The organism is Cryobacterium levicorallinum (genome assembly GCF_004402405.1).
GTDB lineage: Bacteria > Actinomycetota > Actinomycetes > Actinomycetales > Microbacteriaceae > Cryobacterium > Cryobacterium levicorallinum.
In genome coordinates, this window is the sequence record NZ_SOFE01000011.1 from 234,594 (window position 1) to 252,213 (window position 17,620).

Annotated in this window: 15 protein-coding genes and 1 pseudogene; 11 read left to right on the forward strand and 5 right to left on the reverse strand. The window is 62.1% G+C overall.

Annotated features, from left to right (window positions below):
• Positions 1-82: 82 nt before the first annotated feature.
• From E3O11_RS06515 to E3O11_RS06525, 3 genes are all read left to right on the forward strand, one after another.
• On the forward strand, positions 83-784 hold the full coding sequence (locus tag E3O11_RS06515; RefSeq protein WP_092448442.1) for a winged helix-turn-helix domain-containing protein: 702 nt from the start codon (positions 83-85) through the stop codon (positions 782-784).
• A 376-nt stretch (positions 785-1,160) separates the two neighbouring features.
• Positions 1,161-1,568, forward strand: coding sequence for a MarR family winged helix-turn-helix transcriptional regulator (locus E3O11_RS06520; protein ID WP_092448488.1), 408 nt, complete (start codon positions 1,161-1,163; stop codon positions 1,566-1,568).
• A 265-nt stretch (positions 1,569-1,833) separates the two neighbouring features.
• A complete protein-coding gene (locus E3O11_RS06525) occupies positions 1,834-2,532 on the forward strand; it encodes an SDR family NAD(P)-dependent oxidoreductase (protein ID WP_092448443.1) in 699 nt (232 codons plus the stop codon).
• 3 nt (positions 2,533-2,535) lie between these two features.
• On the opposite strand, the gene E3O11_RS06530 is transcribed toward E3O11_RS06525, so the two are convergent.
• The 3 genes from E3O11_RS06530 to E3O11_RS06540 all read right to left on the reverse strand — a co-directional run bounded on the left by E3O11_RS06530 (position 2,536) and on the right by E3O11_RS06540 (position 6,623).
• Positions 2,536-3,999: a cryptochrome/photolyase family protein gene (locus E3O11_RS06530; protein WP_092448444.1), complete on the reverse strand. Its 1,464-nt coding sequence runs from the start codon at positions 3,997-3,999 to the stop codon at positions 2,536-2,538.
• Between the two features lie 855 nt (positions 4,000-4,854).
• Complete coding sequence (locus E3O11_RS06535) at positions 4,855-5,016, reverse strand: methionine/alanine import family NSS transporter small subunit (protein WP_092448445.1); 162 nt, start codon at positions 5,014-5,016, stop codon at positions 4,855-4,857.
• The gene (locus tag E3O11_RS06540; protein ID WP_092448446.1) at positions 5,013-6,623 is read right to left on the reverse strand and encodes a sodium-dependent transporter; all 1,611 of its coding nucleotides are present in this window, start codon (positions 6,621-6,623) and stop codon (positions 5,013-5,015) included. Before E3O11_RS06540 ends, E3O11_RS06535 begins: the two co-directional genes overlap by 4 nt.
• 402 nt (positions 6,624-7,025) lie before the next feature.
• Between E3O11_RS06540 and E3O11_RS06545 the strand changes: the two are divergent.
• Positions 7,026-8,194, forward strand: a pseudogene (locus E3O11_RS06545) (IS256 family transposase).
• A gap of 104 nt (positions 8,195-8,298) precedes the next feature.
• Here E3O11_RS06545 and E3O11_RS06550 read toward each other — a convergent pair.
• Complete coding sequence (locus E3O11_RS06550) at positions 8,299-9,048, reverse strand: DeoR/GlpR family DNA-binding transcription regulator (RefSeq protein WP_092448447.1); 750 nt, start codon at positions 9,046-9,048, stop codon at positions 8,299-8,301.
• A 401-nt stretch (positions 9,049-9,449) separates the two neighbouring features.
• On the opposite strand from E3O11_RS06550, the gene E3O11_RS06555 reads away from it, so the two are divergent.
• The 7 genes from E3O11_RS06555 (at position 9,450) to E3O11_RS06585 (ending at position 16,816) form a co-directional block, all read left to right on the forward strand.
• Positions 9,450-10,484: an autoinducer 2 ABC transporter substrate-binding protein gene (locus tag E3O11_RS06555; RefSeq protein ID WP_092448448.1), complete on the forward strand. Its 1,035-nt coding sequence runs from the start codon at positions 9,450-9,452 to the stop codon at positions 10,482-10,484.
• A gap of 145 nt (positions 10,485-10,629) precedes the next feature.
• Positions 10,630-12,069: a sugar ABC transporter ATP-binding protein gene (locus E3O11_RS06560; protein WP_241985393.1), complete on the forward strand. Its 1,440-nt coding sequence runs from the start codon at positions 10,630-10,632 to the stop codon at positions 12,067-12,069.
• Complete coding sequence (locus E3O11_RS06565; protein WP_092448449.1) at positions 12,069-13,115, forward strand: ABC transporter permease; 1,047 nt, start codon at positions 12,069-12,071, stop codon at positions 13,113-13,115. Before E3O11_RS06560 ends, E3O11_RS06565 begins: the two co-directional genes overlap by 1 nt.
• A complete protein-coding gene (locus E3O11_RS06570) occupies positions 13,112-14,248 on the forward strand; it encodes an ABC transporter permease (RefSeq protein WP_241985394.1) in 1,137 nt (378 codons plus the stop codon). The genes E3O11_RS06565 and E3O11_RS06570 overlap by 4 nt, the downstream gene beginning before the upstream one ends.
• A 23-nt stretch (positions 14,249-14,271) precedes the next feature.
• Complete coding sequence (locus E3O11_RS06575) at positions 14,272-15,273, forward strand: dihydroxyacetone kinase subunit DhaK (RefSeq protein ID WP_170851528.1); 1,002 nt, start codon at positions 14,272-14,274, stop codon at positions 15,271-15,273.
• 5 nt (positions 15,274-15,278) lie between these two features.
• Positions 15,279-15,929 (forward strand): DAK2 domain-containing protein, encoded by a 651-nt coding sequence (locus E3O11_RS06580; protein WP_092448451.1) that lies wholly within the window; start codon positions 15,279-15,281, stop codon positions 15,927-15,929.
• Positions 15,926-16,816 (forward strand): NAD(P)-dependent oxidoreductase, encoded by an 891-nt coding sequence (locus E3O11_RS06585; protein WP_092448452.1) that lies wholly within the window; start codon positions 15,926-15,928, stop codon positions 16,814-16,816. The genes E3O11_RS06580 and E3O11_RS06585 overlap by 4 nt, the downstream gene beginning before the upstream one ends.
• A 155-nt stretch (positions 16,817-16,971) precedes the next feature.
• On the opposite strand, the gene E3O11_RS06590 is transcribed toward E3O11_RS06585, so the two are convergent.
• The gene (locus tag E3O11_RS06590; RefSeq protein WP_092448453.1) at positions 16,972-17,286 is read right to left on the reverse strand and encodes a GIY-YIG nuclease family protein; all 315 of its coding nucleotides are present in this window, start codon (positions 17,284-17,286) and stop codon (positions 16,972-16,974) included.
• Positions 17,287-17,620 lie beyond the last annotated feature (334 nt).

A 17,620-nucleotide genomic window follows, 5' to 3' on the forward strand; every position in this document is an offset into this window, starting at 1 on the left:
CACACCTCGAGTCTCAGGCACGGAATAGGCGCTTCGCGCATCCGTCGGGCTCCCGTCGATCGAACAGTCAAGGACCTCTCCCATGTCTCTCGCACACATCCACGCCACTCGCCCCACGTTCAACCGCCCCGACCTGACCCTGGCCCCGCCGGTGGCCACCCCCCGCATTCGCGCCGTGCCCAGCGGCACCGAGGCTCGCGGCTTCGTGCTCTACGTCGGCATCGATGAAGCCAAGGCGGCCGCGGCCGGCACAAGCCTGAACCGCATCGTCGAGGCGCTCAAGGCCCTCGCCGCCGACATCGCCCCCTCGTCCGAGACCTACGCCGCCGTCGCTTTGGCCCCCCAGGGCGCTGGCGGCCGCGACGTTGACGTCGTGCGCCTAGCCCTGCAGGATCCGGCCGCACTCGCCGCCCACCGCGCCGAGCCCGAAGAACTCGACCGAGCCCGCAGCGGTGTCGTCGTCGACATCTCCCGCAAGCGCGTCATTCTCGATAACGAGACGGCAGCACTGACCTACAAGGAGTTCGAGCTGCTGCAGTACCTCGTGCTGCGTGAGGGCCGCACCATTGACCGGGCCGAAATCATTTCGTCGCTGTGGAACTCCGCCGACGAGGAAGACACCCCGAACGAACGCACCATCGACGTGCATGTTCGCCGTCTGCGCTCCAAGCTCGGCCGCTACGAAGACATCGTGCGCACAGTGCGCGGTGTCGGCTACCGCTTCGACCGCCACGCGGACGTCGCTATCCGCCAGTCGACCACGCCGAGCCCCGACCTGTTCTGAACGGCCGCTCACGTGCTGCCGGTTAAAAGGACTGAGGGCCAGTCGCAGAGGCTACGACTGACCCTCTTCCCTTGCACCAAGAGTGTCCTGCAATCACATTTCACGTCGTCCGCCACAGCAAACGGTTGACGCACCTAAAACATATAACGAATAGGTAACGGGCGCCACCTTTGGGCCAGAAAATCACCTGCGAGTTTCATGCACGGCATCCGTTTTTTCTCAGCAAGCGGATGCTCCCGGCCCAGCCACCGACCCTGGCCCGGCCTGCCCCGCCGAGTCTCTATCCTTGATAGAACGAGGTTAGGAGCCGCAGGTGGTGGATCGAACAATCGCGGTGGGCGCGTGGGAATCGCTGTTTCGCGCCCAGGTGGCCATCATGCGCAGCCTGGCCGCGAATTTTCCGTCCAAGGAGATTTCGCTCAACGAGTACGACGTGATGTTCAACCTGTCTCGGCAGCCGGAGCGACGCATCCGCTTGCGTGATCTCAATCAGCACGTGCTGTTGACTCAGCCGAGCGTGAGTCGCCTCGTTGATCGGCTCGTGTCGCGCGGATATCTACACAAGCTCAGCGACCCGAGCGACGGGCGCGGCGCGATCATCGAGCTCACCGAGGCAGGCCTGGCTCTGTTTCGACGGGTCGCTGTTATGCACATGGGCGCGATCACCGAGCGCATTGGCGAGTCCCTGACTCAGGCCGAACTGCTGCAGCTCGCCGCACTGTGCGACAAGCTGCGCGTCGACTGCCCTGGCGAGCGTGACGAGGACCCAACACTCGACGTTTAACCCACGCCGGCCATCGAAAGGTCGGGCGATGGAACGAGGGCCCTACCCCTCGTCCCACCGAGGCAGTCCCTCGCAGGAATGCCTTCCTCACCGTGCGCCCGAACATTGCCCGGCGAGAAAATCGGGTGCAACCACGTGCCGGTCCCTGGGAACAAAACGAACGCCGACAAGTTGAGAAATGCTCGCTTTGGTCAATGCTATCCCAACTTGGGGACGGAAACCCTAATCTTGCGCAAGCACTCAGCATCTCGTTTATCATGAAGCCATGGCTTCCCTCTCCGGTTCATCCGTTCTTATCGTCGGCGCTACCGGTGGCTTGGGCCGCGAAATTGCCCAGCTTCTGAGCGAAGAGGGCGCTCTGCTCACCCTGCACGGGCGCAGCGCTGAGCGTCTCGCCGAACTCGGCATCTTTGGAGCGACGGTCACTGGCGACCTGAGTGATCCGAGCACGGCCGCACAGCTCGTGTCCGCCGCCCTAGCCGCACACGGCCGCCTCGACGGAATCATCAACGCCGCCGGAGTCGTAGCGTTCGGCCCCCTAGCGGATGTCGCTGACGAAACAATAGATACGCTGATGGCGGTGAACGCGACGGCACCGATGCGCCTGCTCCGGGCCGCCCGTCCCGCTCTGACCGAATCATCCGGCGGGCATCGTGATCCGTTCTTTGTCACGCTCAGCGGCATTGTGAGCGAGCGCCCAACCGCGAACATGGCGGCATACTCGGCCTCGAAGGCAGCCCTCGCGGCCTTCGCGCAAGCGGCGGGCCGGGAGATGCGACGGGACGGCATCCGCTTTCTTGATGCACGACCCGGCCATACCGAAACGGGGCTGGCCACCCGACCGATCCAGGGGTCAGCACCGCCACTACCTACCGGCTATCAGCCAGCGGATGTCGCCCGACGCGTCGTCGACGCGATCATCTCCGGCGAACGCGACCTGCCGAGCACCGCCTTCGCCGGATAGTCCCTACCAGTCCGTGCGCGTGCGCTCCTGAGCCACAACCTCGTCGCGGTCCACAAGACGCCTCAGGCCGGCGAGCGGCTGGGCCATGCGGTGATTACCGCGGATGCGCGGCTCCACGCGATCCAGGAATGCCCAATATCCGGCCGTGAACGGGCAGGCCTCCGGACCCAGCCGAATTTTCGGATTGAACCGACAGCCCCCGCAGAAATCAGTCATCTTCGAGATATAGGCGCCACCGGCGGCGTAGGGCTTCGTCGCGACAATGCCGCCGTCGGCGTGCTGCGACATGCCGACAACATTGGCCGGCATGACCCACGGTGTTCCGTCGACGAAGGCATTGATAAACCAATCCGACAGTGCCGACGGTTCGTAGCCTCGCTGCAATGACCAGTTGCCCAGAATCATGAGGCGCTGAATATGATGCGCGTACCCGGTGCGGGAAACCTCATCGAGCACGTGGCTCAAGCACCGCGCTTCGACGGCGGCACCGTTCAATTCCAGAAACGCTGGCGGAAGCGGCTCGTGGGCTCCAAGAAAATTGCTCTCCGCGACGTAGTTCTCACCGAGGTGCCAGTACAGGTGCCAGACCCAGTCCCGCCAGCCCATGATTTGGCGCACCACGGCCTCGGCGCTGGGCAACGGAACCTGACCGGAGTGGTACGCCAGGACGACCGCGTCGATGACTTCCTGCGGATGCAGGAGGCCGAGGTTGAGTGGGACGCTCAACCTCGAGTGGGCCATCGTGCTATCCCCGATCAGCGAGGCATCCTCGAAGGGCCCGAAGTCCGACAGTCGCGTTTCGACGAAATCATCCAGCGCCGCGAGCGCTTCCTCGCGGGTGGCCGCAAATCGGCGCGGGCCATCCGCTCCGATCAAGTGCACTCGGCCCTCGGCGACGAGGCGGTCAAGGTCTCGGCGCACCTCCTCGTCGATGTCGTCTTCGACCGGGGCCCACGGGTCGGGCAGGCCGAGACTGGCCGCACGTTTCGGTGGCGGCTGTCGATTGTCGTGATCGAAGTTGAAGCGCCCGCCCTCCGGCTCAGGGCCACGCATAAGTGTGCCGGTGGTCGTGCGCACGTGGCGGTAGAACTGCTCCATCACAAGCCGGGATGCGGGCCGGCCGTCGGCCCAACTGGCGAAGTCCTGTTCGCTCGTCACGAAGCCTCGACTCGGCAGAACGGATGCGCCCAATTCTGCGACCAGCGCGCGTGCGCCCCACGAGGTGGGGTTGATCACCTCGAGATTACGGCCCTTGAGCACGTCCCGGTAGTGCTCGGCTCGCAGAAACTCTGCGCGATCACCCAACTCCCGCGCGCGGTGGCGAAGTGCGCTCAGGATGAGGTGGGCTTTAGCCCGGTGATACGTGCGTCGCCCCAGAACGGCAGCCGCCTCGACCAGCACAATGGGCCCACCGTCGTCGTAGTGGGGACCGAGCTGGTCGGCAAACAGAAAGCGCGGCAGGGACATGATGCCGATTCTATCCCCGCCGATAAAAGACACAAAGCACCCCGTCCGACACGTGGCGAACGGGGTTAAGCGGTGCGCCGGAAGGGATTCGAGCAGTGCTCCCGCCAACATCAAGAATCCAAGACCCACTGTCTTCGTCCATGTAAATACCGATACTGCCTTCCGTATTTTTATGAGTATGCGATGACGAACGTGGAGATAGTGTGGCGCACTTTGGCCGATGCCGCGCTGGACGGTCAACGGGACTGGGCCAGCATCCGGATATCGCTGGCGCAGCTTCTGTCGCGCCGTCCACCACAACCTGCGTGCCGACACGATGGTGTCAACGACCCTGCCCGCTACCCAAAACCTCTTTGACGACATCGAGGTCGACTACGTTCAACTCGGCATCTACCTGCTCTACGAATCTCAATTCGGCGCAAACTGCGCCCAAAGGTTGAAGTCTTCGCGGAATACCCCGATGAGCTCTCGTTCGGTGGAATACCCGTTGGGACCATCCTGCTGCCGTGATCCTCTACACGAGCAACGGTCTCTGCCGCGACGGGGACCTCAGCAGCAGGAACCTGTCGTGGCGGAGGGACAAAGCACGCCGCAGTCGAACCGCCCTCCCGGCCACCGAACAACGCAAATTTGTGGCATTGCGAACAGGTGGCTTAGGGGTCCGGGTGCCAAATTTTCGTCGCTTTCAGAAAATCTGCTCCTCACGGCCGTCGTCGCGCGAGCCCGCTTTCTCAAGCTCATACAAAGGTCGCCCGCTCCGGGCAGCGGGGCGTGCTGAAGAACTATCCGCGAACAGCCGATCTGGCGAACCGACTCAGCCGCGGGCAAATCAACGTCACTTTGCGGGTCACGAACCTACCGTCGTGGCGACACGGATGCGCCGTCGTGCAAAACAGCGTCGGCTTCCTCGTCGTCGATGGCTTCCGGATGCCGTTTGAGATTGAGCAGGGCCATCCCCAGCCCTCCCCATACGGCCAACAGAGCGATGATCATCATGACGATCGCGGAGGTACTCATGGGTTCTTCCTTTCCCCCGCTGAGGATCCGGATGCGGCGGTTTCGGGCAGGCGAGTTTCGCGATCCATGGTCTCATCCGCGGCGGATTTATTCGCATCGAGTTCGGCGTCCAGGATCGGTTCATGGATATTTTTCTCATAAGCGGCGGATCGATGACTCCACGGAATCTTCGAGAGCAGGTAGGCGATCAGCACCAAGGCAATCACCATGCCCCAGCCGAAGACGCCGACAAACCAGTCCGGTAAACCGCCGTAGCCCTCGCTGATCCTGGTGGTGACGGTGTCGATCAGGATGTAACCCAGGACCACCGGAGTGACACCGCCGATGAAAATCTGCCAACTGCGGCCCAGCTTAATCGAGGACGTTGCATTGATGTGTTCGCGCAGCCGGGGAAGAGCGCTGAACCCAGCGGACATCGCCACTACGGCCACCAGTGCGACGGCTACAATTCCGAAGCTATTGACAAAGGCATCGGTTACATCGAGCAGGTTCAGGCCCGTCGTCGTTGGAAACAGCAGGATCGATATCAGGGCAATAGGGATGCCGACGACCAGCACTGCCTTCACCCGCCGCCAGCCTAACTTGTCCTGAACGGCGGCAATGATGACTTCGACGATACTGATCAGCGACGTTAGACCGGCGAACACAAGCGAACCGAAGAACAGCACTCCCAACAGAACACCCGCCGGCGCCTGCGCAATGATGGTCGGGAACGCAATGAATGCCAGACCGATACCGCTGACAGCGACTTCGTCCACACCAACCCCGCTCGATGCCGCCATGAATCCCAAGGCCGCGAAGACCCCGATGCCAGCCAGCAGTTCGAAGCCGGAATTGGCGAAGCCGACGACGAACCCGGAACCGGTCAGATCGGTTTTTCGCCGCAGGTAGGAGGAATACGTGATCATGATCCCGAAGGCCACCGACAGTGAGAAGAAGATCTGCCCATAGGCAGCCACCCAGATAGAACTGTCACCGAGCCGGGTCCAGTCCGGCGTGAAAAACGCGTCCAGTCCGGTCCAGGCACCCTCAAGGAACAGCGCTTGGACGACCAGAATGAGGAACATGATCAACAGCAACGGCATAAACACGATGGAGGAGCGGGCAATTCCCTTTTGCACTCCCAAAGCGAGGATGGCGATAACCACGCCCCACACGAGAATCAGCGGAATGAGCACGGAGGGCACGAAGTCGAAGCCCAGGTTCACCTGATCGCTGACCTGGAGGAACTCGCCGGTAAAGAAACCCGCTGCGTCGTCGCCCCAAGCGGTGGTGAAGGAGAATATGAAGTACATGCCGGCCCAGGCAATGATCACCGCGTAGTACACAGCAATGACGAAACAGATTCCGACTTGCCACCAGCCAATGGCTTCGGCTTTGGGATGCAGTCTCCGCATTGCCAGCGGCGGTGACCCACGAAATCGGTGCCCGATGGCATAATCGAGGAAGAGTAGCGGTATTCCGGCAGTGAGCAAGGCGACCAGGTACGGGATAATGAACGCCCCGCCGCCGTTTTCGTAGGCAACGTAGGGGAAGCGCCAGATATTACCCAGTCCCACGGCGGACCCGATGGCAGCGAGAATGAACACTCTCCGCCCGGACCACATTTCACGTTCCGGCCGCGCACTCACAGTCGAGGGCGGTTGTTGTGTCTTTCCCAATGCACTCACAATTATGATCCTCGCTACAGAAACTCTTGGTAGGTAACCTTCTTCACGGTATCCCCGCCCCAGAAATCATGTCAAGACGCACGGCTACATTGATTCGTAGAATCATTCGAAAGAGAACCTCACATAAGTCGATATCTTCTGATTTCATTTCTCGTTATCGGTGTCACTGGTGCTTGCGAACGCGTAGTAATGCGTCTTTTACGGGAGGCTGAGTGGGACTGTCTCTTAAACGGTGTTGCCGGCCTGACGCGCTGGACGTGGGTCTGGCGGGTACGGTGCCGTGATGACGACACTTGATGCTGTGACGAAAAAACGAAATCTGAGCCGACCCGTGAGGCGGTGGCGGCGAAGGAATGGGTGCGCCTGGCTAAGGAGCAAGGCTTGGCCCTGGACGGTCCGAATGGGCTGCTGGGCCAGTTCACGAAAACATTTCTTGAGGCCGCGCTGAACGAGGAAATGACCGATCACCTTGGCCATGAAAAGAACCGTGCCCCGGACGAGCGCGACGACTCGAACGTGCGCAACGGGACTCGGCCCAAAACGGTGATCAGTCCCACGACAGGGCCGGTGACCATTCAGGTGCCCCGCGACATGGACGCCACGTTCACTCCGGTGATCGTGCCGAAACGACAACGCCGTTTGACCGGGGTCGATGAGATCGTGCTGTCGTTGTATGCCCGCGGCCTCACGACCGGGGAGATCAGCGCACGCTACAACCAGATCTATGGTGCGCAGGTATCGAAAGAGACCATTTCCCGCATCACGGACAAGGTGATCGCGGAGATGCAGACGTGGCAGGCACGCCCGTTGGACGGCGTCTACGCGGCGATCTACGCGGCCATCGGCGCGACTTTAGATGGCGATAAGGATATTCTCAGGTTGTGGGCCGGCACTGGCGGTGAGGGCGCCAAGTTCTGGATGTCTGTCCTGACCGATATCAAGAATCGTGGTGTGTCCGACACGTTCTTCCTGGTCTGTGACGGGTTGAAAGGATTGCCGAACGTTGTCGGGAACGTGTGGCCGTTGACACGGTGCAGACGTGCATCATTCACCTGATCTGGAACACGTTCACGCTCTCCGCCAAGAAGGGTTGGGATGCGATGAAACGAGCGGTGAAACCGATCTATACCGCTCCGACCGTTGACACGGCGCGGGCGGCGTTGGATGATCTGACCGAGATCTGGGGAAAGAAATACGGTGCGATCATCCGGTTGTGGGAGTCGGCGTGGGAAGAGTTCACTCCGTTCTTGTCCTACGATCCCGAGATTCGTCAGGTGATCTGCTCCACCAATGCGATCGAGTCGCTTAACGCCCGGTACCGGCGGGCGGTGCGTGCTCGAGGGCATTTCCCCAGCGAGCAGGCCGCACTGAAATGCTTGTATCTGGTCACGCGAAGTCTCGACCCCATCGGTGAGGGCCGAGCTCGTTGGACGATGCGTTGGAAGCCAGCTCTCAACGCGTTCGCCATCACCTTCCGAGACCGCTGGCCGAACGCAGAATCCTACTAATGAAAAACGCCGGAAACACCGTTAACGAGACACTCCCGAAAAGCGTGCCGGCTCCTCGACCAGCGGGGCGGCGGCGACCAGCGGGCGGGGAGCTGCGGGCGGGGCTAAAGGGTGGGGTGCTTGGGGACTTGGATTATGGGGATAGGGAATTGGGAAGCGCGAAGGGGGTCGAGAAGGTCGTCGGTGATGCCGGCGGTGAAGTCTTTCACCTCGAGAACCTTGAAGAGTGCCTCGCGACCGAACTTGGAACTGTCAGCCACGAAGAAGGCCTCTTTGGCGATGGATCGCATCAGCCGTTTGAGCTCCACCTCGTAGCTGCTCGTGTGGTACAGCCCGTCGTCGCAGACGGTGTCTGCCCCAAACACGGCCACATCCACCCGCAGGTTGGAGAGCTGCAGCACGGAGGCGGGCCCCCACATTGTGTATACGTCGGGGAGCAGCTCGCCGCCGATGAACACCAGGTGCGCCGACCGCTTCTGCGCGATTTCCATGGCCACGGCCAGGTCGTTGGTCACCACAGTCAGGCGCCGTTTTGTAAGGTGACGGGCGACCTCGAGCGTGGTCGTTCCGCCATCGAGCAGCACAATCTGGCCGTCGAGAATGCGATCCGCCATGGCCTGCCCAATGGCCGACTTCTCGGCGTGGTGCAGCGGACCGGTGAACGTGTCGAAGGCATCCGCTGGCTCAACGGGAATGGCTCCGCCGTGTGTGCGCTGAATGAGCGACTTCGATTCGAGTCGTTCCAGGTCTCGCCGAATGGTGGAGGTGGTCACGGCAAAGTGCGTGGCGAGGCTGTTGACGGACTGGAACCCTTGAGCTTTGAGAATCTCGGCAATCTCTAGCTGTCTGGACATGCGTGTGGCTCCCCTGAGGTTGTTCTGACGAATGTTCGCTGCGCCATCATTCCACTGTAAACCTTCTGCGCGAAAACGCGCACATTTACGAATAAAAACGCGCAGACGAAGGTTTGTGAGATTTCTTTTCTCGTGATGACATCCAGCGGCCTTGCTCGTGATCTGGCACGAATACATAGATGATCAGGATTTTTCATGCACTCAACCCGGCGGATGTGGCATTCGTGCGCGTAGAATTTGGTCACAGTACGCACACAATTGCGTGAAACTGCGCAAATTATGCTCGTTATCGCTTGACGTACCGTGCAGTTTGCGGATAAGTTCCTCGAAGAGCGCGCATCGCAAACGTGCCGCCCCCGATCGTGGCCGAGTCACGAAGCGTTTACAAAGGAGTTAACGGAATGAATCACAAGCACGCCCTTCGGGGCACGGCACTACTCGTCGGAGCCGCTCTCGCTCTCACCGGTTGCTCTTCAGTGGGCAGCGTTGCAAGCGGATCGAGCTCCACGCCGGCCGCTGACGACATGGTGATGGTGACGGTCGTGAAGGCCCAAACCATCCCGTGGTTTCAGCGCATGGAGGTGGGCGTCAAGTCCTTCGCCGACCGCACCGGGATCGATGCACGTCAGGAGGGCGCCGACGACGTGAGCCCCGAGAAGCAGGTGCAGATCGTTCAGGACCTCATTGCGCAGCAACCCACGGCCATCACCGTGGTGCCCAACTCGCCCGAGGCGCTCAGCTCGGTGCTGAAGCAGGCACGGGACCAGGGAATCATCGTGGTCTCGCACGAGGCAACGGGCATCGAAAACGTGGACATCGACATTGAGGCGTTTGACAACCCCTCCTACGGTTCCGAGATCATGGACAACCTCGCCGAGTGCATGGGTGACACGGGTGAGTACGTGCAGTTCGTGGGTGGACTGACGGCCAAGACCCACATGGAGTGGGTGGGTGCCGCCTACGACAACCAGCAGGCGAACTTCCCGAACATGACGCGCGTGGAAACGCCGATCGAAAGCACGGATGACCAGGGCACGGCCTACGAGCGAGCTAAGGAAGTTCTGGCCAAGTACCCGAACATCGCTGGCTTCCAGGGATCGGCCGGAAACGACGTTCCCGGCATCGCCCGCGCCGTGCAGGAAGCCGGCCTCGAAGACCAGGTGTGCGTGATGGGAACCTCCATCCCCTCGGTCGCCAACCAGTACCTGGCCGACGGCTCCATCGACAAGATCTTCTTCTGGGATCCTGCTCTCGCCGGTGAAGCACAGCTGGCCATCGCCTTGATCCTCGCCGACGGTGGAACCATCGAAGACGGCACCGACCTCGGTATTGAGGGCTACAACTCGCTCAAGAAGCTGGACGGCTACGACAACGTCTTCGTCGGTGCTGCTTCGGTAGCAGCTGACGCGGCCACGGCGGCCAAGTACAACTTCTAAGTAGTTCGACCGGCTGGGGTGTGCACGATACACGTGCACACCCCAGCGCTCTGGTGAGAAAGGTAGTGCTGTGGATTCCACGACGATTGCTTCGACGACAACCCCGTTCGTTTCGGCACGAGGAATTAATAAGAGTTTCGGGGGCGTGCCCGCACTCAGAGATGTGTCCATCGATCTGATTCCCGGCGAGGTGCACTGTCTCGCCGGCGAGAACGGCTGTGGCAAATCCACCCTGATCAAGATCATTTCGGGCGCCGAGCGCCCCGACTCCGGTGAAATCATCATTGATGGTGTCTCGTTCGACCACATCAATGCGCATGCGGCCATTCAGGGCGGCATCCAGGTGATCTACCAAGACTTTTCGCTCTTTCCCAACCTGACCGTGGCCGAGAACATCGTGCTCACGGCCGAGGTCGCCGGCGGGCGGCGCCTGTATTCGGCCCGCTCCGTGCGGCCCCGTGCGGCGGCCATCATTCAGGAACTCGATCTGGACCTCGATCTGGACCGCGAAGTGGGCTCCCTGTCGGTGGCCGACAAGCAGCTCACCGCCATCTGCCGCGCACTCGTGAACGATGCGCGCGCCATCATCATGGACGAGCCCACCACGGCCCTCACTCACACCGAAGTCAGTCGACTCTTCGCTCTCGTAGAGCGCCTGCGCGCCCGGGGCGTCGCGTTGATGTTTGTCTCGCACAAGCTCGAAGAGGTGCTCGCCATCTCCCAACGGCTCACCATCATGCGCTCGGGTCAACGCGTCGTGAGCGGTCCGACATCCGATTTCGATCAGCGATCCATTTCACACCACATGACCGGGCGTCAGGTTGATGAATCCCGGGTGGTAAGTGAGCTCGATGCCTCCGCACCGCTCGCTCTCGAAGTCAGCAACCTGTCTCTGGCCGGTGCGTTTCGTGACATCTCCTTCCAACTGCGCCGCGGCGAAATCCTCGGCGTCACGGGTCTGCTGGGATCGGGCCGCACCGAGATTGCGGAGGCGCTCTTTGGCGTGACGCCCGCCGACGCGGGGGAGATTCGGGTGGGCGGTGAGGTGGCGACCATTCGCACCATTCAAGACGCCGTTCGGGCCGGAATCGGTTACGTACCCGAAGACCGCCTGTCCCAGGGGTTGTTCCTGAACAAGTCCATTGCCGACAACATCGTGGCCGCCTCACTCAACTCCCACCGCACCCGGTGGGGGATGCTGAGCCGCACCGCAACCGCGGCCACCATCAAACGCTTCTTTACGGGGCTGAAGATTAACGCCCCCCACGCAGAAGCACCCGTTCGAACGCTGTCGGGCGGAAACGCCCAGCGTGTGGTTCTCGCCAAGTGGTTGGCCACGGCCCCCACGGTGCTCATGCTGAACGGCCCCACTGTGGGTGTCGACATCGGCTCGAAGGAAGAGATTCTGGAGTTGCTGCGCGGTGAGGCGGGCACGGGCATGTCGGTGATCATCATCTCTGATGACGCCCCGGAACTCGTGGCGTCATGCCACCGCGTGTTGGTGATTCGAAATGGTCGACTCACCCACGTTCTCGACGGAGATCAAATCTCTGTCGACACCATTCAAGAGCGGATGTCGGCCTAATGGATCTCGTGCGCAAACTCCGCGGCACCAACAACGAAGGCGTCCTCGCCCTGGTGCTCCTCGGGCTCATTGTGGCGATGTCGATCGCCAACCCCACATTCTTTACCCTGAACACCGGGTTCTCCATCTTGAGAAGCTCCATCGTTCCAGTGATCTTTGCCCTCGGCGTTCTGATCGTGGTGATTACCGGCGGCATCGATGTGTCCTTCGCCGCGATCGCCATCTTTGCCGGCTACTCCACGGTGACGTTCTGTCTGAGCGCCGGCTTCGACCCGGGTTTGCCCGGCATCTTCCTCATCGCCATTGCGGTGGGAGCGGCACTGGGGCTCATCAACGGCGTGGTCATTGCCCGGTTCAACCTGCCCACGCTGATTGTGACCCTCGGCACCCAGGGGATCTTCTTCGGCGCGATGTACACCTACGTGGGAGCCACCTACTACGCCGACCTGCCCAAATCGATGGCCGACCTCGCCACCAGCAACCTGTTCGACATCACCACCGACATTGGGCGGGCCTACCTGCACGTGCTGGTTGTTCCCGTTCTGGTGCTGTGCTTGGCCGTGGGGTGGATGTTGAAGCGCACCATGTTCGGGCGTTCCCTCTATGCCATCGGCGGCGACATTGAAGCTGCCCGCCGCGCCGGGTTTCAGGTGAAGCGCACACAGATCTCGGTGTACATGCTCGTCGGTGCACTCGCCGCGATCGCGGGTGTCATTCATATTGTGCTGAGTCGCAGCGCCAATCCCCGTGACCTGGTGGGTGGAGAACTCGACATCATCGCCGCCGTGATTCTCGGTGGTGCAGCCATCTTCGGTGGTCGCGGTTCGGTGACCGGCACCGTGCTCGGGGTTCTCCTCGTGCAGGTGATCAAGAACAGCCTGCTGCTCGTGGGCGTGCCGAGCGCCTGGCTGCGCACCGCCGTAGGCGTGTTGCTCGTCGTGGGTGTGGGTATCCAGGCCATTGCCGCGAGACGGGACGCCCGACGCATGCGCGTGATTCAGGACCTCGACACGGAGCAGAAGACAGAGCAGGAGATGGCCTCATGACGCCGACAACAGACAAGCGCGCCAGGGCATCCGCTCCGAACCCCCCGCCGCTGCGCAACCTCAATGATCAGCTGGGGCGCTTCACGAGACGCCTCGTGCGCCCCGGCGGCGCTCAACGGGGAGCCGGCCGCATGGTGGCGGCGCTCCTGCTCGCCATGGCCCTCTTCACGTTTCTGAACCCGCGGGTGTTTTTGAGCCCGATCAACCTGCAGAACATTGCCGTTGCCGCTCCCGAAATTGGCATCATTGCCATCGCGATGATGCTGGTGATGCTCACCGGCGGTATTGACTTGTCTCTCGTGGCCATTGCCAACTTCTCAGCCATCACCATCTCGACCCTGCATACGGCCATTGCCGCCACGAACCCGGATCTGGCGAACAGCCTCGGGTTTCTGATTGTGCTGGCCGGGATCGTGGCGGGGATGCTCGGGGGAGCCTTTAACGGATTCCTGGTGAGCGTGGTGGGGATTACGCCCATTCTGGCCACGTTGGCCACCATGCAGATCTACAACGGGATCGCGATCGTGTGGACCGGCGGGTCGACCCTCTACGGGGCGCCGACGGTGCTGGGCGCCATCGGTCAAGCCGCGCTCGCCAACGTTCCGGTGCTGTTCATCATTTTCGTGATCACGGCCATTCTGGTGGCGGTGCTCGTGAACCGCACGGCGCTGGGTCGCATGATTCAGCTGGAGGGCGCCAACCCCGTGGCAGCGCGCTACTCGGCCATCCCGACGCGCGCCGTGCTCATGAAGACCTACACCGTGGGCGGCATGCTCGCGGGCCTGGCTGGTGTGCTGTTTCTGGCGCGCAACCCCACCGCATCCGCTGATTACGGCTCGTCGTACGTTCTGCTGGTGATTGTGATCGCGGTGCTCGGAGGTACGAATCCCACCGGCGGCTTTGCCTCGGTTTTCGGCGTTGTGCTGGCCACCCTCACCCTGCAGGTGGTGTCGAGCGGATTCACCGCCATTCGACTCTCGTCGTATGAGTACGCCATCGCCCAGGGTGTGATCCTCATTGCGGTCATGATTCTTGACTCGGTTATGTCAACGCGAACGAGACGACCCCACAAGACCATCCCTCCGACTGGTGTTGCGACGCCGACGTCTGACACTTCCCTGATACGAACCTGAGCTGGAAAAGGACCAAGATACGCATGAAAAAGATAATCAATGAGCCGAGCGCCTTCGTGGACGAGTTCGTCGAGGGCATCCTGCTGGCTCACCCCCGCCTTCTCAAAACCCCGGGAGAAGACCGACGCGTGCTGGTGCGAGCGGATGCGCCCGTCGCCGGCAAGGTAGGCATCGTCACGGGTGGCGGTTCCGGACACCTTCCCCTCTTCAAGGGCTACGTGGGCCGCGGCCTGTGTGACGGCGTGGCGATTGGAAACGTGTTCTCGTCACCCTCGTCCGCTCAGGTGCTCGAAGCGACCAAAGCCGTGAGCGGCGGGGCTGGAGTGCTCTACCTCTACGGCAACTACGGCGGCGACGTGTTCAACTTCGACCTCGCAACCGACATGGCGGAACTGGAAGGAATCGCCACGCTCACCGCGGTGGGCCGTGACGACGTGGCGAGCCAGCCCAAGGAACGCGCGGCAGACCGCCGCGGCGTGGCCGGGATCATGTTCGCCTTCAAGGCCGCCGGCGCTGCTGCCGAGCGGGGAGATTCCCTCGAGCAGGTTGCGGCGGTGGCGGAAGACATCATCAACAACACCGCCACCATGGGCATTGGCCTGTCGCCGACGATTCTGCCCACCACGGGCAAGGCGAGCTTCGACCTCGATGACGGTGAGATGGAGGTGGGCATCGGCATCCACGGGGAACCCGGTTTTCATCGTGGAGCCGTGGAAACAGCCGACCGAATCGCGGAAACCCTGATGGAACGCCTCGTTGCCGACCTTGGAATTACCGCGGGCGCCCGCGTGGCCGTGCTCGTGAACGGCATGGGAGCGACACCGCTCGAGGAGCTGTACCTGCTCTTTCGCCGCGTGCACCAGCTGCTCACCGAGCAGGGAATCACCATCGACAAGAACTACATCGGTGAATATGCCACAAGCCTGGAAATGTCCGGAGCCTCCATCTCGCTGCTCGCGCTGAACGACGAGCGCCTCGCGCTGCTCAACGCGCCAGCGGAATCCCCATTCTTCAAGGAAGCGTGACACCCATGAACGGAAACGACCTCAGTACCGCAATTCGCAATTGCCTCGGGGAGTTCACCAGTTATTCGGACGAACTCGGCGAGCTTGACCGTGCCCTCGGCGATGGTGACCTCGGTATCACCGTGTCGCTCGGAGCCGCAGCCGTGGAAGAGGCCCTGGCCGTGCTTCCGGCCGACTCGACTCCCGCCGAGGTGGTGCTGGCCTGCGCCAAGGCGTTCGCCAACGCGAACCCGTCCACCATGGCTGCTCTGGTAGCCGGTGCACTGCTGGCCGGCTCGAAAGTATGGGGTGCCTCCACCTCGCTCGCCGATGGCCAGATTGGTGCCTTCGCGGTGGCCGCGGCGGAATCGATCAGCCAGCGAGGCAAGTCGAAGATCGGCGACAAGACCATTCTTGATGCCATGTTCCCGGCCGCGGACGCCCTGGTGAACGCTGCGGCGGGCGAGAGTGCCCTCGACGCGGCGATCAACGCCGCCGAAGCGGGAGTTATCGCATCAAAGGAACTGCAGTCCCGTCGAGGCCGTGCCTCATGGCTGCAGGAGCGCAGCATTGGGCTGCAGGATCCGGGCGCCACAGCATTCCTTCGTTTCTTACAGTCCTGGAAAGCCACGAACACCCCGGCAGCGCTCATCACAGCAGGAGAGAACACAAAATGACCACGATCGCATTCCTCGGCCTCGGAACCATGGGGCTCGGCATGGTGAAAAATCTGCTCGCTGCTTCTCACACCGTGACGGTATGGAACCGTTCGGCGGCTCCGGTGGCAGAAGCGGTTGCCGCGGGCGCCACCGCTGCCCCGAGCGTCGCCGCCGCCGTGGCGGGGGCCGACATCGTCATGTATTGTCTGAGCAATGACGCCGCCGTTCGCGCGGTGGTGCTCGGCGAGGGTGGTTTGGCTTCCGTCGTGGAGACCAGCTCGATCATAATTGACCTGTCGACCATCAGCCCCGAGGTGAGTGCGGCTGAGCGTACGGCGTACGACGCGCGCGGCATCCGCTTTCTCGATGCACCCGTTTTCGGTTCCCGCGGTGAGGCCAACAGTGGCGGACTGTGGATCGTGGCCGGCGGTGACGCGGACGTGTTTGCGGAGGCGGCGCACGTGTTCGAGCCGATCAGTGAGACGGTGCATCTGATGGGCCCCGGCGGCTCGGGAGTGCGCATGAAGCTCGTGGGCAACCTGGTGGTGGCCTCGCAGCTGCTGGCACTGGGGGAGTCGCTCGCGCTCGCCGCGAAGGCGGGGCTGGATCTGCCGAAGGTGCTTGAGGTGCTGAAGGTGACCGATTTTCGGTCGCCGATCTTTGATGGCGTCGGCCCGGCGGTCCTTGCCGACGACTACGCGCCGTCATTTGCACTGAAGCTGATGCAGAAAGACGTGGGCCTGATTCAGGACTTTGCGGCGGGACTCGGGGTAGCCGTACCCAGTGTCACCGCCGCAGCACACTATGTGGATGCTGCCGTGGACGCGGGGTGGTCGGAGGAGAACGCATCTGCTCTGATCAAGGCGCTCGCCGCCGAGTCGGGCGTGTCCCTGGCCCGCGGCTAGCGGCTGCTCGCCCTCCTCGATCGGCTCATGAGGTCTCGAGGCGCCGGCGAGGTGCGTGCCGCTGGTTGAGCGCGAGCGTGCGAGCAGTCAAAACCTGGTGAGCCGACCTCGAGACGCCGGGTAAGTGCGTTCCGGCTCCTCGACCAGCGGGGGGGCTACTCAGGCTCGGACGGCGACGCGTCGGGCCGGGTCTTGCTGGAGCGCACGCTGAGGATGGGAAGATCGCTGAGTCTGCTCTCGATCAGGGCAATGCGTTTTGCGCGGCTCCAGCCTTGGACCTGCTTTTCGCGGGCGTAAGCATCTGCTATGTGAGAGCACTCTTCGAGGTAGACGAGCCTGACGGGTCGGCGGCGTTTTGTGTACGCGGCGCCCTCGCCGGCGTTGTGCTGCCAGAGGCGGCGGTCGATGTCCCAGGTGCTGCCCACATAGAAGGAGCCATCGTGGCATTCGAGGATGCACATGTAAGGCATGCGGCGATCGTGGCACGGGGTGCGGCCATGGTGGGGGTTATGCACAGGAGGATTGTTGGCTCGCGGTGTCTCTGTAATGGTTGTAGCTGGTCTGGTTATCAGCTGGCAGGCTGGTCATGATTCGTGTGGGCTGCGTGACTCTTTTGGTCTCTGACTGAACCGTCCCTGATTTCCTGCCGCTTTCTTTCTGGTAAAAGGATTCGGATATGCCCAAGAAACACCCAACTGGCCTTGACCCCGGAGAGTGGACACGGGTTAAGCGGCGAGTTGAATCTCTGCGGCCTGTGACGAGTATTGCAGCTCGAAGTCCACAGGCGTGACGTGCCCGATCGAG